We start from the raw sequence: 15,720 nt of genomic DNA on the forward strand, positions 1-15,720 counted from the left end.
GGCGGACTGCGCGTCGGCCTCGGCAGCCTCAGGCGACTCCGTGGCCCGCCGGGCCTCGGGGGGCTCCCCGGTGGTGCCGGCGGCCGCGTCCTCGTCGTTGTCGGGTCGCTCGCTCTTCACCGCATCGCTCCTTGCCGTGTCGTATCCCGCCTCCCCTTCACGGGGGACGGCGATGGGACGCGGGAGGGGAGCGCGCGGTTCCCTGGGGAACGCGCCGGGCGGGACTCAGTCGCCGTAGTCGGACATCGCGTCCAGGAGTCTGGCGGACTTCTTCGGCACGGTCACCCCGTGGATGAGTGACGGCGGCACCGGACGGGCATCGCTGTGATCAGGAACCGCCCAGTGCGGGGCCATCCGCGCGCAGTCACCGCGCAGCGACGCCAGGTCGCCGTCGAGGTCGGCCGGAGCGGGGGCGTGGACCTTGAGGTTCGTCATGACGGAACCGTAAGCACGTCGAGGGCCGCGAAGAAAGATCTACTATCGGGTAGTTTTGGCACCTTCAGGGTGCCCACGCCGACCCGGTAGCGTTAACTGTCAATTACGCCTCCCCCTCAGGAGAGTCCCAGCCGTGCGCATCGCAGTCACCGGCTCCATCGCCACCGACCACCTCATGACCTTCCCCGGCCGCTTCGCCGACCAGCTCGTCGCGGACCAGCTGCACACGGTCTCGCTGTCCTTCCTGGTCGACAACCTGGACGTGCGCCGGGGCGGTGTCGGCGCGAACATCGCGTTCGGCATGGGACAGCTCGGCACCCGGCCGATCCTGGTCGGCGCGGCTGGCTTCGACTTCGACGACTACCGTGCCTGGCTCGACCGGCACGGCGTCGACACGGACTCCGTCCGTATCTCCGAGACCCTGCACACCGCGCGATTCGTGTGCACGACCGACGCCGACCACAACCAGATCGGCTCCTTCTACACGGGCGCGATGAGCGAGGCCCGCCTCATCGAGCTCAAGACGGTGGCCGACCGGGTCGGCGGACTCGACCTGGTCCTGATCGGCGCGGACGACCCCGAGGGCATGCTCCGCCACACGGAGGAGTGCCGGGCCCGGGCGATCCCCTTCGCCGCCGACTTCTCCCAGCAGATCGCCCGGATGAACGGCGACGAGATCCGGATACTGCTGGAGGGCGCGACGTACCTCTTCTCCAACGAGTACGAGAAGGGTCTGATCGAGACGAAGACCGGCTGGACCGACGAGGAGATCCTCGCCAAGGTCGGCCACCGGGTCACGACGCTGGGCGCGCGGGGCGTGCGCATCGAGCGGGCGGGGGAGGACCCGATCGAGGTCGGCTGTCCCGACGAGGAGCGCAAGGCCGACCCGACGGGCGTCGGCGACGCGTTCCGCGCCGGGTTCCTGTCCGGGCTCGCGTGGGGGGTCTCGCTGGAGCGGGCGGCTCAGGTGGGCTGCATGCTGGCGACTCTCGTCATCGAGACGGTGGGGACGCAGGAGTACCAGCTGCGGCGCGGGCACTTCATGGAGCGGTTCACGAAGGCGTACGGGGACGAGGCCGCCGAGGAGGTTCGGGGTTATCTGGCCTGAGTTTCGGGTGCGGGTGCGGGTGCGGGTGCGGGTGCGTGGGGGCTGGTCGCGCCCACGCGGCGGTAGCCGCATATCGGCTACCGCCCCGCGCCCCTGAAAGGGCCGCTCAGGTGAGCCGGCGTACCAAGTAGGCCGTTCCTTTCTCTGCCGGCTCCTCGCCTACGTACTCCTGGTCCCGCATCTCGCACCACGCCGGGATGTCCAGCCGGGCCGCCTCGTCGTCGGACAGGACCCGGACCCTGCCGCCCACCGGCACGGTGCCGATGACCTTCGCGAGCTCGATGACGGGGATCGGGCAGCGCTTGCCGAGTGAGTCGACGACGACTTCCTCCGCCTGGCGTACGGCAGCCGTCGGCGTCGGGGCGCCCAGCTTCTCCCGTACCCCCGCCACCACCCCCGGCAGCACCTCCAGGAACCGCTCCACATCCGCCTCGGCCGCGCCCGTCGGCAGCGACACCCGGACGTTCCCCTCGCTCAGCACACCCATCGCCTTGAGCACATGGCTCGGCGTCAGCGTGCTGCTCGTGCAGGACGATCCGGACGAGACCGAGAAGCCCTCCCGGTCCAACTCGTGGAGCAGTGTCTCTCCGTCGACATAGAGACAGGAGAAGGTGACGATCCCGGGCAGCCGGCGCTCCGGGTCCCCCACCACCTCCACGTCCGGCACCAACTCCGGTACCCGCGCCCGGATCCGCGCCGTCAGCGCCCGCAGTCGTACGGCCTCCCGCTCGGCCTCCGCCCGCACGGCCCGCAGCGAGGCGGCCGCCGCGACGATCGCCGGCAGGTTCTCGAAGCCGGGTGCCCGCCCCGACTCCCGCTCGTCCGAGGCCCCTTGGGCGGCGAACCGCACCCCCTTGCGCACCACCAGCAGCCCGACCCCGCTCGGCCCGCCCCATTTGTGCGCACTCGCCGTCAGCAGCGACCAGCCGCCCTCGACCCGCCCCCACCCCAGCGACTGCGCCGCATCCACCAGCAACGGCACCCCGGCCGCCCGGCACACCTCGGCGACGGCCGCCACCGGCTGCTCCGTGCCCACCTCGTGGTTGGCCGACTGGAGACAGGCGAGCGCGGTGTCCGGCCGCAGGGCAGTCTCGTACGACTCGGCGTCCGCCGCACCCGTCCGCCGCACCGGAACCTGGGTCACCTGACCGCCGTCGGCCTCCCATGCCTCGGCCGAATGGAGTACCGAGGAGTGTTCGACGGCTGACACGATCAGGTGACGTCCCGTCCGACGCCGCCCTGCCAGCGCCCCCGCGATGCCCGTGTGGACCGCCCGCGTCCCCGATGGGGTGAAGGACAGTTCGTCGGCCCGGCATCCGACCGCCTCGGCAGCCGCCTCCCGCGCGGCGTCCAGCAGCATCCGCGCCTTCCGCCCCTCCCGGTAGAGACGAGAGGGGTCGGCCCACCCGTCGTCCAAGGCGGCCAACAACGCCTGCCGGGCGACGGGATGAAGAGGAGCAGCCGATGCTGCGTCGAAGTAGGACACACGGCAACGTTAAAACGTCCGTCGAGTCCGATTCCCCAGGGGCGCGGGCTGTGCCGATATGCGGCTCCGCCGCGTGGGCGCGACCAGCCCCCACGCGCCTGCACCCGCCCACGAAACCGCATCAACCCGAGCTATTGGGCGCCCAATCCCACCCTTAAGGAGTGACCCGCGGCGCGTATGCCCCCCTCCCCGCGAAGCCCCAGAACGCGTCGGCTAGGGTTTGGTCCGCATAAACATCCAAACCCCTGCCCGACGCAGGGCGGCGACCGACCAGCGAGAAGGCCGCAGCCGAACCGCCGGGCGAGACTCTCGGGAAGGCGCTACGTGAGTCCCAACGGCTCCGACCGCTCGCCGCGGCGCCCGATGCGGCGGAAGCTGCTGCAGGCAATGACCGCGGGCCTGGTCCTTGCGACCGCTACCGGTTGCACATACAAGGACTTCCCCCGCCTTGGTATGCCCACCCCGACCACGGAAGAGGCTCCGCGGATCCTCTCCCTGTGGCAGGGCTCCTGGGCCGCCGCGCTCGCCGTCGGCGTGCTGGTGTGGGGTCTGATCATCTGGAGCGCCATCTTCCACCGGCGCAGCCGCACGAAGATCGAGGTCCCGGCACAGACCCGGTACAACATGCCGATCGAGGCGCTGTACACGGTGGTCCCGCTCATCATCGTCTCGGTGTTGTTCTACTTCACCGCGCGGGACGAGACGAAGCTCCTCAGCCTCACCGACAAGAAGCCGGACGTCACGGTCAACGTGGTCGGCTTCCAGTGGAGCTGGGGCTTCAACTACATCACGCCCGTCGACGGTGTCACCGGCGACGCGAAGACCGACGAGAACCTGGCCGCCATCCCGGACCGGTTCAAGAAGGAATTCCCGGCCGCCGCCGGTGGTGTCTACGACGTCGGTACGCCGGGCACGAAGAACCCGCAGACCGGCAACCCCGGTCCGACGCTCTGGCTCCCCAAGGGCGAGACCGTCCGCTTCGTCCTCACCTCGCGTGACGTCATCCACTCCTTCTGGGTGGTGCCGTTCCTGATGAAGATGGACGTCATCCCGGGTCACACCAACGCGTTCCAGGTGACTCCCAACCAGGAGGGCACCTTCCTCGGCAAGTGTGCCGAGCTCTGCGGCGTCGACCACTCCCGGATGCTGTTCAACGTGAAGGTCGTCTCCCCCGAGCGTTACCAGCAGCACCTCAAGGACCTCGCCAAGAAGGGGCAGACCGGTTACATTCCCGCCGGCATCGCGCAGACGAGCCACGAGAAGAACCGGGAGACGAACAACCTGTGAGCATCCTCAACGAACCCCAGGGTGCCGCGGCAGCTGAAGGCTCTTACGCAGATGAGCTGCCGGTCAGGCGCAAGCAGCCCGGCAACGTGGTCGTCAAGTGGCTCACCACCACCGACCACAAGACCATCGGAACGCTGTATCTGGTCACGTCGTTCGCGTTCTTCCTGATCGGTGGAGTGATGGCGCTGCTCATGCGCGCCGAACTCGCTCGCCCCGGTCTGCAGATCATGTCGAACGAGCAGTTCAACCAGGCGTTCACGATGCACGGCACGATCATGCTGCTGATGTTCGCGACGCCGCTGTTCGCCGGCTTCACGAACTGGATCATGCCGCTCCAGATCGGCGCGCCGGACGTCGCCTTCCCGCGACTGAACATGTTCGCCTACTGGCTCTACCTGTTCGGCTCGACGATCGCGGTCGGCGGCTTCCTCACCCCGCAGGGCGCGGCCGACTTCGGCTGGTTCGCCTACTCCCCGCTGTCGGACGCGGTCCGCTCGCCGGGCATCGGCGCCGACATGTGGATCATGGGTCTGGCCTTCTCCGGCTTCGGCACCATCCTGGGCGCGGTCAACTTCATCACCACGATCATCTGCATGCGCGCGCCGGGCATGACCATGTTCCGCATGCCGATCTTCGTGTGGAACGTGCTGCTGACCGCCGTACTGGTCCTGCTCGCCTTCCCCGTCCTCGCCGCCGCGCTGTTCGCGCTGGAGGCGGATCGGAAATTCGGGGCACATGTCTTCGACGCGGCGAACGGCGGAGCACTGCTCTGGCAACACCTCTTCTGGTTCTTCGGCCACCCAGAGGTGTACATCATCGCGCTGCCGTTCTTCGGCATCATCTCCGAGGTCATCCCGGTCTTCTCCCGTAAGCCGATGTTCGGCTACATGGGCCTGATCGCCGCCACGATCTCGATCGCGGGTCTGTCCGTGACGGTGTGGGCGCACCACATGTACGTCACCGGCGGTGTGCTGCTGCCGTTCTTCTCCTTCATGACCTTCCTGATCGCGGTCCCGACCGGTGTGAAGTTCTTCAACTGGATCGGCACCATGTGGAAGGGCTCGCTGTCCTTCGAGACACCGATGCTCTGGGCCACCGGCTTCCTGATCACCTTCACCTTCGGTGGTCTGACCGGTGTCATCCTGGCCTCGCCGCCGATGGACTTCCACGTCTCCGACTCGTACTTCGTGGTGGCCCACTTCCACTACGTGGTGTTCGGTACGGTCGTCTTCGCGATGTTCTCCGGCTTCCACTTCTGGTGGCCGAAGATGACGGGCAAGATGCTCGACGAGCGGCTCGGGAAGATCACCTTCTGGACGCTGTTCATCGGCTTCCACGGCACCTTCCTGGTCCAGCACTGGCTGGGCGCCGAGGGTATGCCGCGCCGCTACGCCGACTACCTGGCGGCCGACGGCTTCACCACGCTGAACACGATCTCGACGATCAGCTCCTTCCTGCTCGGCCTGTCGATCCTGCCGTTCCTCTACAACGTGTGGAAGACGGCCAAGTACGGCAAGCCGGTCGAGGTCGACGACCCGTGGGGCTACGGCCGTTCGCTCGAGTGGGCGACCTCCTGCCCGCCGCCGCGGCACAACTTCCTCACCCTGCCGCGGATCCGCAGCGAATCGCCGGCGTTCGACCTGCACCACCCTGAGATCGCCGCCCTGGAGCAGCTGGAGCACGGTCACGCCGCCGCCGCTGTCACGGGCAGCAAGGAGGCCGGCAAGTGAAGATCCAGGGCCGCATGTTCGTGTGGCTGAGCGTCTTCGTCCTCGCCATTGCGATCGTCTATGGCGTGTGGTCGAAGGAGCCGGCCGGTACCACGGCGCTCTTCCTGGCCTTCGGCCTGTGCATCATGATCGGCTTCTACCTGGGCTTCACGGCCTCGCGGGTGGACGCCGGTGCCCAGGACAACAAGGAGGCCGACGTCGCGGACGACGCCGGTGAGCTGGGCTTCTTCAGCCCGCACAGCTGGCAGCCGCTCGCCCTCGGCGTCGGCGGCGCGCTGGCCTTCCTCGGTGTCGCCGTCGGCTGGTGGCTGCTGTACTTCTCGGTGCCCATCATCCTGATCGGCCTCTTCGGCTGGGTGTTCGAGTACTACCACGGTGAGAACCGCACCCAGTAGGCAAGCGGCGCCCAGCGCACCGGGAGCCCGGACCCTCCGTCAGGAGGGTCCGGGCTCCCGTCGTCCCGGCCGGTTCCCGTCTCCGGAGCGGTGTCCGTCCCCCGTCCGGACTACCTGTCGTGCCGGTATGTAAAACATCTCATAGCGTGATCATATGAGTCATTCTCCGTGCGCCCGTACCGTCGTCAGCTGCACCCTGCTGGTGATCGCCCTCGGCGCGGGCGTCACCGCCTGCGGTTCGGACGGCAACCCGCTGGCGGGCAAGCCGTACGACGCGGCGGACCAGCTCTCCTTCAACACCCCCACCGGCAAGGGGAAGCGAGTCGATCCGGACAAGCCCCTGGAGGTCGTCGCCAAGAGCGACGACGACCGGATCACGGACGTCACGGCCCAGGACGCCACCGGTCGCTATGTGGCGGGCGAACTCGACGCCGACGGCAGCCGGTGGCACAGCACCTCCCCGCTGGCCGCCAACGCCCACTACACGGTCCAGGTCAGTACCGAGGACGAGGACGGTGTCCCCGGCCGCAAGGTCCTCACCTTCGACACCAGCGTGCCCACCACCAAACAGCGGCTGAAGGTCACCTTCGGCCCCCAGTCGGGCCAGTACGGCGTCGGCCAGCCCATCACCGCCCAACTCGACCACGAGGTCAAGGACAAGGCCCAGCGCGCCATTGTCGAGCGCGGCCTCCGGGTCGACTCCATCCCCGCCGTGGACGGTGCCTGGTACTGGGTGAGCGACAAGGAACTCCACTACCGGCCCAAGGAGTACTGGCCCACGCACGCCACCATCCAGGTGCACAGCAACCTGGACGGCGTCAAGATCAGCGACCGCCTCTGGGGCGGCGCGGCCAAACCCCTGAAGATCACCACCGGCGACAAGCTCCTCGCCGTCACGGACGCCGGCGCCCACCAGATGACGGTCTACAAGAACGACAAGGTGATCAACACCATTCCGATCACCACGGGCAAACCCGGCTACGAGACCCGCAACGGCGTCAAGGTCGTCCTGGAGAAGCAGTACTTCGTACGCATGCGCGGCAGCACGGTCGGCATCGCCGAGGGCACCTCGGACTCGTACGACCTGCCGGTCTACTACGCCACCCGGGTCACCTGGTCGGGCGAGTACGTCCACGCCGCGCCCTGGTCGGTCGGCTCCCAGGGGTACGCGAACGTCAGCCACGGCTGCACCGGCATGAACACCTCCAACGCCGAGTGGTTCTTCGACACCTTCCACCCGGGTGACCTGGTGAAGGTCGTCAACTCCAACGGCAAGGAGATGGAGAACTTCGGCAACGGCTTCGGCGACTGGAACCTCGCCTGGAAGGACTGGCGCAACGGCAGCGCCCTCATCAACGGCACCCCGGACGGCCCGAAGCCGCAGGACGCGGTGAGGGTGCAGCCGGTCGCACTGTGAATCGCCCTCAAGGGCAAGCGCCCCGCCAGGGGCGCGGGGAACTGCGCGAACGGCCCCCACCGGCCCGCAGTCGCGCACGCACCGCGCCCCGCCGCCCTCTCCTAGGCGCTCTGCAGCCTCTTCTGCCGCAACAGAGAGGCCAGCGCGCCCGCGAACTCCACCGGCTCCACCGGCAGCGTCACAGCCGCGTCCGCACGGCTCCACGTGGCCAGCCACGCGTCCTGCGGCCGCCCGATCAGCAGCAGCACCGGCGGGCAGTTGAAGATCTCGTCCTTGATCTGCCGGCACATCCCCATGCCGCCCATCGGCACGGCCTCGCCGTCCAGCACGCACACGTCGATCCCGCCCTTGTCCAGCTCGGCGACGACCGCCGCGGGTGTCGCGCACTCCAGGAACTCGACGAACGGCACATCGGGAGCCGGCCGCCGGCCGGCGGCGAGCCGTACCTGCTCGCGGGTGTTGGAGTCGTCGCTGTAGACCAGCACCGTGGCGGTCGGCTGCATTGTTCCTCCGAGACGTCGGCGTCGTACGGACAGGACCGATGGCCCGGATGCTACTCCCCCGAACACCTCGTCAACACCTGTTGGAACACCGCTTCCATGGGCCATCCGGGCAGTCCACACGCTGCGAACACTCCGAACGGCACCCCCCGGAGTGAGCGCGAGATAAGCGACCGACATAATGTCGGTCGTGGCGACAGCAACGACAGTAGAAACCGGGCACGCGCACCCGTCGGTCAACCGGCCGAACCTCACCAGCGTCGGAACCATCATTTGGCTGAGTTCCGAGCTGATGTTCTTCGCGGCCCTCTTCGCGATGTACTTCACCCTGCGATCGGTGACCGGTCCGGCGCACTGGAAGGAGATGGCGAGCCATCTCAACCTTCCGTTCTCCGCGACCAACACCACGATCCTGGTGCTCTCCTCCCTCACCTGCCAGCTCGGCGTGTTCGCCGCCGAGCGCGGGGACGTGAAGAAGCTCCGGGGATGGTTCATCGTCACCTTCATCATGGGTGCGATCTTCATCGGCGGTCAGATCTACGAGTACACCGAACTGGTCAAGAAGGACGGGCTCTCGCTCTCCTCCGACCCGTACGGCTCGGTGTTCTACCTGACCACCGGCTTCCACGGCATGCACGTGACGGGCGGCCTCATCGCCTTCCTGTTCGTCCTGGGGCGCACCTACGCGGCGAAGAGGTTCACGCACGAGCAGGCGACCGCGGCCATCGTCGTGTCCTACTACTGGCACTTCGTCGATGTCGTCTGGATCGGCCTCTTCGCCACGATCTACCTGATCAAGTAGCCGGGCCGGCACGCGCGCCGTAGAAGCGCACTTTCCAGAAGCATCGACGCAGAAGATCCTGACACCGGGGTAATCCGTGAAAAAGCTCTCCGCACGACGACGCCATCCGCTGGCGGCGGTCGTCGTCCTACTCCTCGCGCTGGCGGCCACTGGGGGGCTGTACGCCGTGCTCGCACCCGCGGGCAAGGCGCAGGCCGATGAAACGTCCCAGTCCCTGACCATCGAGGAGGGCAAGAAGCTCTACTCGGTCGGCTGCGCCAGCTGCCACGGCACCGGCGGTCAGGGTTCGTCCGACGGCCCCAGCCTGGTGGGCGTGGGCGCCGCGGCCGTCGACTTCCAGGTCGGCACCGGCCGTATGCCGGCCGCCACCTCGCAGGGCCCGCAGGTCGTCAAGAAGAAGAACATCTACACCCAGGCCCAGATCGACCAGCTCGCGGCGTACATCGCCTCGCTGGGCGCCGGTCCCTCGGTGCCGACCAAGGACCAGTTCGGTCCGGACGGTGCCGACATCGCCGCGGGTGGCGAGCTCTTCCGCACCAACTGCGCGCAGTGCCACAACTTCGTCGGCTCGGGTGGCGCGCTGACCAAGGGCAAGTTCGCCCCGGACCTGCAGGGCGTCGACCCGAAGCACATCTACGAGGCCATGCAGACGGGCCCGCAGAACATGCCGTCCTTCCCCGACACGACGCTGTCCGAGAAGAACAAGAAGGACATCATCGCGTACCTCGACTCGGTCAACAGCAGCAAGACGGTGAACCCCGGCGGTCTCAACCTGGGCGGCCTCGGGCCGGTCAGTGAGGGTCTGTTCGCGTGGATCTTCGGTCTCGGTCTGCTGATCGCGGTCGCCGTCTGGGTCGCCGCTCGGACCGCAAAGGCCAAGAAGTCATGAGTAGCCAAGACATTCCAGAAGAGAACCTGCCCGCTGAGCAGGACCACGCGCACGGCGCCGTGAGCGTCGCGGACGAGAAGAACCCGTTCGCGGACCCGGGTCTGCCGCCCCACGAGCACCGGATCCAGGACATCGACGAGCGGGCCGCCAAGCGGTCCGAGCGCGTCGTCGCCCTGCTGTTCACGGTGTCGATGCTGGCCACCGTCGGCTTCATCGCGTCCTATGTGACGATCCCGAAGGACAAGGCGATCTTCGTCTTCCCCCTCGGTCACATCAGCGCGCTGAACTTCGCCCTGGGCCTGACCCTCGGGGCGGCGCTGTTCTGCATCGGCGCGGGCGCGGTCCACTGGGCCCGCACCCTGATGTCCGACGTGGAGGTCGCAGACGAGCGGCACGCCATCTCGGCCGAGCCGGAGGTCAAGGCCAAGGTCCTGGCCGACTTCAAGCAGGGTGCCAAGGAGTCGGCGATCGGCCGGCGCAAGCTGATCCGCACCACGATGTTCGGCGCGCTGACCCTGGTCCCGCTCTCCGGTGTCGTGCTGCTGCGTGACCTCGGCCCGCTGCCCGGCACCTCGCTGCGCCACACGGCGTGGTCGAAGGGCAAGCTGCTCGTCAACATGAACACCAACGAGCCGCTGCGTCCCTCCGACGTCGCCGTCGGCTCCCTGACGTTCGCCAAGCCCGAGGGCGTCGAGGAAGACCAGGAGGACTTCCAGAACGTCATGGCGAAGGCGGCCCTGATGATCATCCGGCTGCAGCCGGACAACATCAAGGACAAGCGCGAGCTCGAGTGGTCGCACGAGGGCATCGTCGCCTACTCGAAGATCTGCACCCACGTGGGCTGCCCGATCTCGCTGTACGAGCAGCAGACCCACCACGTGCTCTGCCCGTGCCACCAGTCCACCTTCGACCTCTCCGACGGAGCCCGAGTGATCTTCGGCCCGGCCGGCCACGCCCTGCCGCAGCTGCGCATCGGCGTGAGCGAGGAGGGCTACCTCCAGGCGCTCGGCGACTTCGACGAGCCCGTCGGTCCTGCCTTCTGGGAGCGCGGATGAGCACTACAGAGAACACCGAGTCCCGCGAACGCGGGAAGGCACCGGCCGGCGAGCGTGTCGCCGACTGGGCCGACGGACGGCTCGGGATCTACTCCCTGGCCAAGTCCAACATGCGCAAGATCTTCCCCGACCACTGGTCGTTCATGTTGGGCGAAGTGTGCATGTACAGCTTCATCATCATCATCCTGACGGGTGTGTACCTGACGCTGTTCTTCCACCCGTCGATGAACGAGGTGGTGTACCACGGCAGCTACGTCCCGCTCCAGGGACAGCTGATGTCCGAGGCGTTCAACTCGACCCTGCACATCTCCTTCGACGTGCGCGGTGGTCTGCTCATCCGGCAGATCCACCACTGGGCCGCGCTGATCTTCCTCGCCGGCATGTTCGTGCACATGATGCGCGTGTTCTTCACGGGCGCGTTCCGCAAGCCGCGTGAGATCAACTGGCTGTTCGGCTTCCTGCTGTTCGTCCTGGGCATGTTCACCGGCTTCACCGGTTACTCGCTCCCGGACGACCTGCTCTCCGGCACCGGTGTCCGCTTCACCGAGGGCGCCATCCTGTCGATGCCGATCGTCGGCACGTACATCTCGTACTTCCTCTTCGGCGGCGAGTTCCCCGGCCACGACTTCGTGGCGCGGTTCTACTCGATCCACATCCTGCTGCTGCCGGGCATCATGCTCGGCCTGATGGTGGGCCACCTGATCCTGGTCTTCTACCACAAGCACACGCAGTTCGCGGGCCCCGGAAAGACCGAGAAGAACGTCGTCGGCATGCCGCTGCTGCCGGTCTACATGGCCAAGGCCGGAGGCTTCTTCTTCCTGGTCTTCGGTGTCATCGCGGCCATCGCGGCGACCACCCAGATCAACCCGATCTGGGCCATGGGCCCCTACCGTCCGGACCAGGTGTCCACCGGCGCCCAGCCCGACTGGTACATGGGCTTCGCCGAGGGTCTGATCCGCTACATGCCGGGCTGGGAGATCAACTTCTGGGGCCACACCCTGGTCCTGGGCGTGTTCATCCCACTGGTCCTGTTCGGTCTGGTCCTGGGTGCGATCGCGCTCTACCCGTTCATCGAGTCCTGGGTCACCGGCGACAAGAGCGAGCACCACATCCTGGACCGCCCGCGCAACGCCCCGACCCGCACCGGTTTCGGTGTCGCCTGGATCACCGTGTACATGGTGGGCCTGGTCGGTGGTGGCAACGACCTCATCGCCACCCACTTCCACCTGTCGATCAACGACGTGACCTGGTTCGTCCGGATCTTCTTCTTCGCCGGACCGGTGATCGCGTTCATCGTCACCAAGCGGATCTGCCTCGGTCTGCAGCGCCGCGACAAGGAGAAGGTGCTGCACGGCCGCGAGACCGGCATCATCAAGCGGCTGCCGCACGGTGAGTTCGTCGAGATCCACGAGCCGCTCTCGCAGGAGCAGCTGCACACCCTCACGGCGCACCACCAGTACGAGCCGGCCCAGATCGGCCCGGCGGTCGACGAGAACGGTGTCGAGCGCAAGATCAAGGGGTCCGAGAAGCTCCGCGCCAAGCTGAGCAACGCCTACTACGGCGAGGACAACCAGATCCCGAAGCCGTCCGTCGAGGAGTACAAGGAGATCACCAGCGGCCACGGCCACCACTGATCGACGGCGTCGCCACGCCACAGCCGAAGGGCCCCCGTCCGTACACCGGACGGGGGCCCTTCGCGGTGGCCGGGGCTGGATAGGGTAGGCCTCACAGGCACCATTTCCCGGTACGACGATCAGGAGCGGCCTTATGAGCGCTGTGACCCCCGCTGGAGGCGACACCGCGGCGGCCCGTTCCTGGCCCGAGGTACTGAACGCGCTGCTGTACGGCCAGGACCAGAGCGCCGACGCGACGGCCTGGGCGATGGACCAGATCATGCGCGGTCAGGCGACCGACGCCCAGATCGCCGGCTTCGTGGTCGCGCTGCGGGCCAAGGGCGAGACGGTCGAGGAGATCAACGGCCTGGTCCGCACGATGTACGAGCACGCCAACCTCATCGAGGTGCCGGGCCGCACGGTCGACATCGTCGGGACCGGCGGTGACGGCGCGAAGACGGTGAACATCTCCACGATGTCGGCGCTGGTGGTGGCCGGCACCGGCGCGAAGGTCGTCAAGCACGGCAACCGCGCCGCCTCCTCCGCGTCCGGGGCCTCGGACGTCCTGGAGAAGCTCGGCGTCAACCTCGACCTGACCCCGCAGCGGGTCGCCGAGGTCGCCGAGGAGGCGGGCATCACCTTCTGCTTCGCCGTCAAGTTCCACCCGGCGCTGCGTCACGCGGGCGCCGCGCGCGGCCAGTTGGGCATCCGCACGGTCTTCAACATCCTCGGCCCGCTGACCAACCCCGCGCAGGTGCGGGCCCAGGCGGTCGGCGTCGCAGACCCGCGCATGGCCCCCGTCGTCGCGGGCGTCTTCGCGGAACGCGGCAACTCCTCCCTGGTCTTCCGCGGCGACGACGGCCTCGACGAACTCACCACGACCGCCACGTCCCACGTCTGGATCGTCCGCGACGGCAAGGTCACCGAGCAGACCTTCGACCCCCGTGACGTCGGCATCGACCTGGTCCCGGTGGAGGCCCTGCGAGGCGGCGACCCGTCGTACAACGCGGAGGTCGCCCGCAGGCTCCTGGACGGCGACCAGGGCCCGGTACGGGACGCGGTGCTCCTCAACTCGGCGGCGGCCCTGGTCGCCCTCGACCCGGGCCCGGGCACACTGGCCGAGCAGCTCCGCGCGGGCATGGACAAGGCCGCCGACTCCATCGACTCCGGCGCGGCCAAGCGCGCACTGGAACGCTGGGCGGCGGCGACGAACAAGTAGGCCGACCAGCAGGGGACCAGGACGGGGCCCGGCACCGCCGGGTCCCGTTCCGTCATCCGGACAGAAGTTGCGCGGCGGCGATCACTTCCCCTACTTTTCTTCCCAGGTCATGAGTGACAGTCATGAGGCCCCGGCCGACTGTCCGGCAACCCTCCGTCCGTGGCGGGGTGCCCCGGGTGAAGACCAGGTCGTAGGCAGCGAGGTCTACGGCAAGCGCGGACCCCTCGACACACCAGGGGTCCTGGTCGTACGAGGGAGCCTTCTGTGAGCAAGCGAATGCGATAGGGCGTAGAGCCCCGCCTCCGCGTACCCCTTTTCAGCTTTCCCCGTGCCGTCGACACACCGTCCGGCGCGGTGGTTCCGCTTACCCTCACAGGAGTTCCGCCATGTCTGTCTCCACCGCTGCCTCCGCCCAGTCCGTTTGCAGTGACATTTCGGGGCCGCTGCCCGTTCTGGGCCGGGATGTCACCGTCCCGCTGGTCACCGGCGGCGAGGTCACCTACGCCGCCCTCGACTACGCGGCCAGCGCCCCCGCCCTCCAGCGGGTCTGGGACGACGTGGCGGCGTACGCGCCCTACTACGGCAGCGTCCACCGCGGCGCCGGCTACCTCTCCCAGCTCTCCACGGACCTCTTCGAGAACGCCCGCAGGACCGTCGCCGAGTTCCTCGACTGCCGCCCCGAAGACCAGCTGGTCTTCACCCGCTCCACCACGGACTCCCTGAACCTCCTGGCCCGCGCCCTCCCCGCCGACTGCCAGGTCTTCGTCTTCGAGACCGAGCACCACGCCTCCCTGCTGCCGTGGCAGGACGCCCGGGTCACCTACCTGAACGCGCCCCGCACCCCGCGCCAGGCCGTCGAGACCCTGGAGCGCGCCCTCGCCGACCGCGACCCCTACGGCCCGGCCCTGGTCTGTGTCACCGGCGCGTCCAACGTCACCGGCGAGCTGTGGCCCGTACGGGAGCTCGCGGCGGCCGCGCACGCGCACGGCGCCCGGATCGTCCTGGACGCGGCCCAGCTGGCCCCGCACCACCCCGTGTCCGTCCGCGACCTGGACGTCGACTGGGTCGCCTTCTCCGGCCACAAGCTGTACGCCCCCTTCGGCTCCGGCGTCCTCGCCGGCCGCGCCGACTGGCTCCAGGCCGCCGAGCCCTACCTCGCCGGCGGCGGCGCCAGCCGCAAGGTCACCCGGCGCGAGGACGGGGGAGTGGCCGTGGAGTGGCACGAGAGCGCGGCGCGGCACGAGGCCGGCTCGCCCAACGTCATCGGCGCCTACTCCATCGCCTCCGCCTGCAAGGCGCTCACCGAGGCCGGCTTCGACACGCTGGTCGCCCGCGAGCGGCACCTGATCGAGACGGTGCGGGCGGGACTGGCCGAGGTCCCGCAGGTCCGGGTCCTCTCCCTCTTCGGCGACGACGCCCCGCGCGTCGGCGTGATCAGCTTCGTGGTGGACGGCTGGAACAGCAGCCACTTCGCCGCCGCCCTCTCCGCCGAGTACGGCATCGGCGTCCGCGACGGCCTCTTCTGCGCCCACCCGCTGGTCAGGACCCTCCTGGGCTCCGACCCCCAGACCCAGGGCGAGTGCGGGGCGCCGGAGGCGGCACCGGGCGAGAAGTCCCTCAACGCCATCCGGGTGAGCTTCGGCGCCGGAACGCCGGACGAGCACGTGGAGCGCTTCGTGACGGCGGTACGCGAGCTGGTGACCGACGGCGCCAAGTGGTCGTACCGGACCGAGGACGGCCGCTGTGTCCCGGCGGTGAGCTGACTTACCTCAAGGGGCGCGGGG

Annotated in this window: 14 protein-coding genes and 1 riboswitch; of the genes, 11 read left to right on the forward strand and 3 right to left on the reverse strand. The window is 68.4% G+C overall.

Annotation, left to right across the window (positions count from 1 at the left end):
• Positions 1 to 225 precede the first annotated feature (225 nt).
• Positions 226 to 435 (reverse strand): hypothetical protein, encoded by a 210-nt coding sequence (locus ACFZDK_RS07995; protein ID WP_093503947.1) that lies wholly within the window; start codon positions 433 to 435, stop codon positions 226 to 228.
• A 133-nt stretch (positions 436 to 568) separates the two neighbouring features.
• Between ACFZDK_RS07995 and ACFZDK_RS08000 the strand changes: the two genes are divergently transcribed.
• Positions 569 to 1,543: a PfkB family carbohydrate kinase gene (locus ACFZDK_RS08000; protein ID WP_390970880.1), complete on the forward strand. Its 975-nt coding sequence runs from the start codon at positions 569 to 571 to the stop codon at positions 1,541 to 1,543.
• 106 nt (positions 1,544 to 1,649) lie between these two features.
• Here ACFZDK_RS08000 and ACFZDK_RS08005 read toward each other — a convergent pair whose 3' ends face one another.
• Positions 1,650 to 3,029, reverse strand: a complete 1,380-nt coding sequence (locus tag ACFZDK_RS08005; RefSeq protein WP_390970882.1) for an aminotransferase class V-fold PLP-dependent enzyme — start codon at positions 3,027 to 3,029, stop codon at positions 1,650 to 1,652.
• A 324-nt stretch (positions 3,030 to 3,353) separates the two neighbouring features.
• On the opposite strand from ACFZDK_RS08005, the gene coxB reads away from it, so the two are divergent.
• The 4 genes from coxB (at position 3,354) to ACFZDK_RS08025 (ending at position 7,858) form a co-directional block, all read left to right on the forward strand.
• Positions 3,354 to 4,316, forward strand: coding sequence for a cytochrome c oxidase subunit II (gene coxB / locus ACFZDK_RS08010; protein ID WP_355723396.1), 963 nt, complete (start codon positions 3,354 to 3,356; stop codon positions 4,314 to 4,316).
• Entirely contained in the window at positions 4,313 to 6,046 is a 1,734-nt protein-coding gene (ctaD, locus tag ACFZDK_RS08015; protein ID WP_390970885.1) for a cytochrome c oxidase subunit I, read from the forward strand. The genes coxB and ctaD overlap by 4 nt, the downstream gene beginning before the upstream one ends.
• A complete protein-coding gene (locus tag ACFZDK_RS08020; protein WP_355723390.1) occupies positions 6,043 to 6,441 on the forward strand; it encodes a cytochrome c oxidase subunit 4 in 399 nt (132 codons plus the stop codon). Before ctaD ends, ACFZDK_RS08020 begins: the two co-directional genes overlap by 4 nt.
• Before the next feature lie 154 nt (positions 6,442 to 6,595).
• On the forward strand, positions 6,596 to 7,858 hold the full coding sequence (locus tag ACFZDK_RS08025; RefSeq protein ID WP_390970887.1) for an Ig-like domain-containing protein: 1,263 nt from the start codon (positions 6,596 to 6,598) through the stop codon (positions 7,856 to 7,858).
• Positions 7,859 to 7,959: 101 nt separating this feature from the next.
• Here the strand turns inward: ACFZDK_RS08025 and ACFZDK_RS08030 are convergent, their stop codons facing one another.
• The gene (locus ACFZDK_RS08030; protein ID WP_390970888.1) at positions 7,960 to 8,361 is read right to left on the reverse strand and encodes a hypothetical protein; all 402 of its coding nucleotides are present in this window, start codon (positions 8,359 to 8,361) and stop codon (positions 7,960 to 7,962) included.
• A gap of 178 nt (positions 8,362 to 8,539) precedes the next feature.
• Here ACFZDK_RS08030 and ACFZDK_RS08035 point away from each other — a divergent pair, with 178 nt between their 5' ends.
• From ACFZDK_RS08035 to ACFZDK_RS08060, 6 genes are all read left to right on the forward strand, one after another.
• Positions 8,540 to 9,160 carry a heme-copper oxidase subunit III gene (locus ACFZDK_RS08035; protein WP_355723383.1) on the forward strand — a complete coding sequence of 207 codons (621 nt, stop codon included), beginning with the start codon at positions 8,540 to 8,542 and terminating at the stop codon, positions 9,158 to 9,160.
• Between the two features lie 76 nt (positions 9,161 to 9,236).
• Positions 9,237 to 10,049: a c-type cytochrome gene (locus tag ACFZDK_RS08040; protein WP_390970892.1), complete on the forward strand. Its 813-nt coding sequence runs from the start codon at positions 9,237 to 9,239 to the stop codon at positions 10,047 to 10,049.
• Entirely contained in the window at positions 10,046 to 11,104 is a 1,059-nt protein-coding gene (locus ACFZDK_RS08045) for a Rieske 2Fe-2S domain-containing protein (protein ID WP_355723377.1), read from the forward strand. The genes ACFZDK_RS08040 and ACFZDK_RS08045 overlap by 4 nt, the downstream gene beginning before the upstream one ends.
• Positions 11,101 to 12,738, forward strand: a complete 1,638-nt coding sequence (locus ACFZDK_RS08050; RefSeq protein ID WP_390970894.1) for a cytochrome b N-terminal domain-containing protein — start codon at positions 11,101 to 11,103, stop codon at positions 12,736 to 12,738. Before ACFZDK_RS08045 ends, ACFZDK_RS08050 begins: the two co-directional genes overlap by 4 nt.
• 133 nt (positions 12,739 to 12,871) lie before the next feature.
• Positions 12,872 to 13,936 carry an anthranilate phosphoribosyltransferase gene (gene trpD, locus ACFZDK_RS08055; protein WP_390970896.1) on the forward strand — a complete coding sequence of 355 codons (1,065 nt, stop codon included), beginning with the start codon at positions 12,872 to 12,874 and terminating at the stop codon, positions 13,934 to 13,936.
• A gap of 105 nt (positions 13,937 to 14,041) precedes the next feature.
• Positions 14,042 to 14,158: riboswitch (SAM riboswitch) on the forward strand.
• Positions 14,159 to 14,322: 164 nt separating this feature from the next.
• Positions 14,323 to 15,699, forward strand: a complete 1,377-nt coding sequence (locus ACFZDK_RS08060) for an aminotransferase class V-fold PLP-dependent enzyme (RefSeq protein ID WP_390970898.1) — start codon at positions 14,323 to 14,325, stop codon at positions 15,697 to 15,699.
• Positions 15,700 to 15,720: the final 21 nt, after the last annotated feature.

Origin of the sequence: Streptomyces sp. NPDC007901, assembly GCF_042959465.1 — a bacterium.
Taxonomy (GTDB): Bacteria; Actinomycetota; Actinomycetes; order Streptomycetales; family Streptomycetaceae; genus Streptomyces.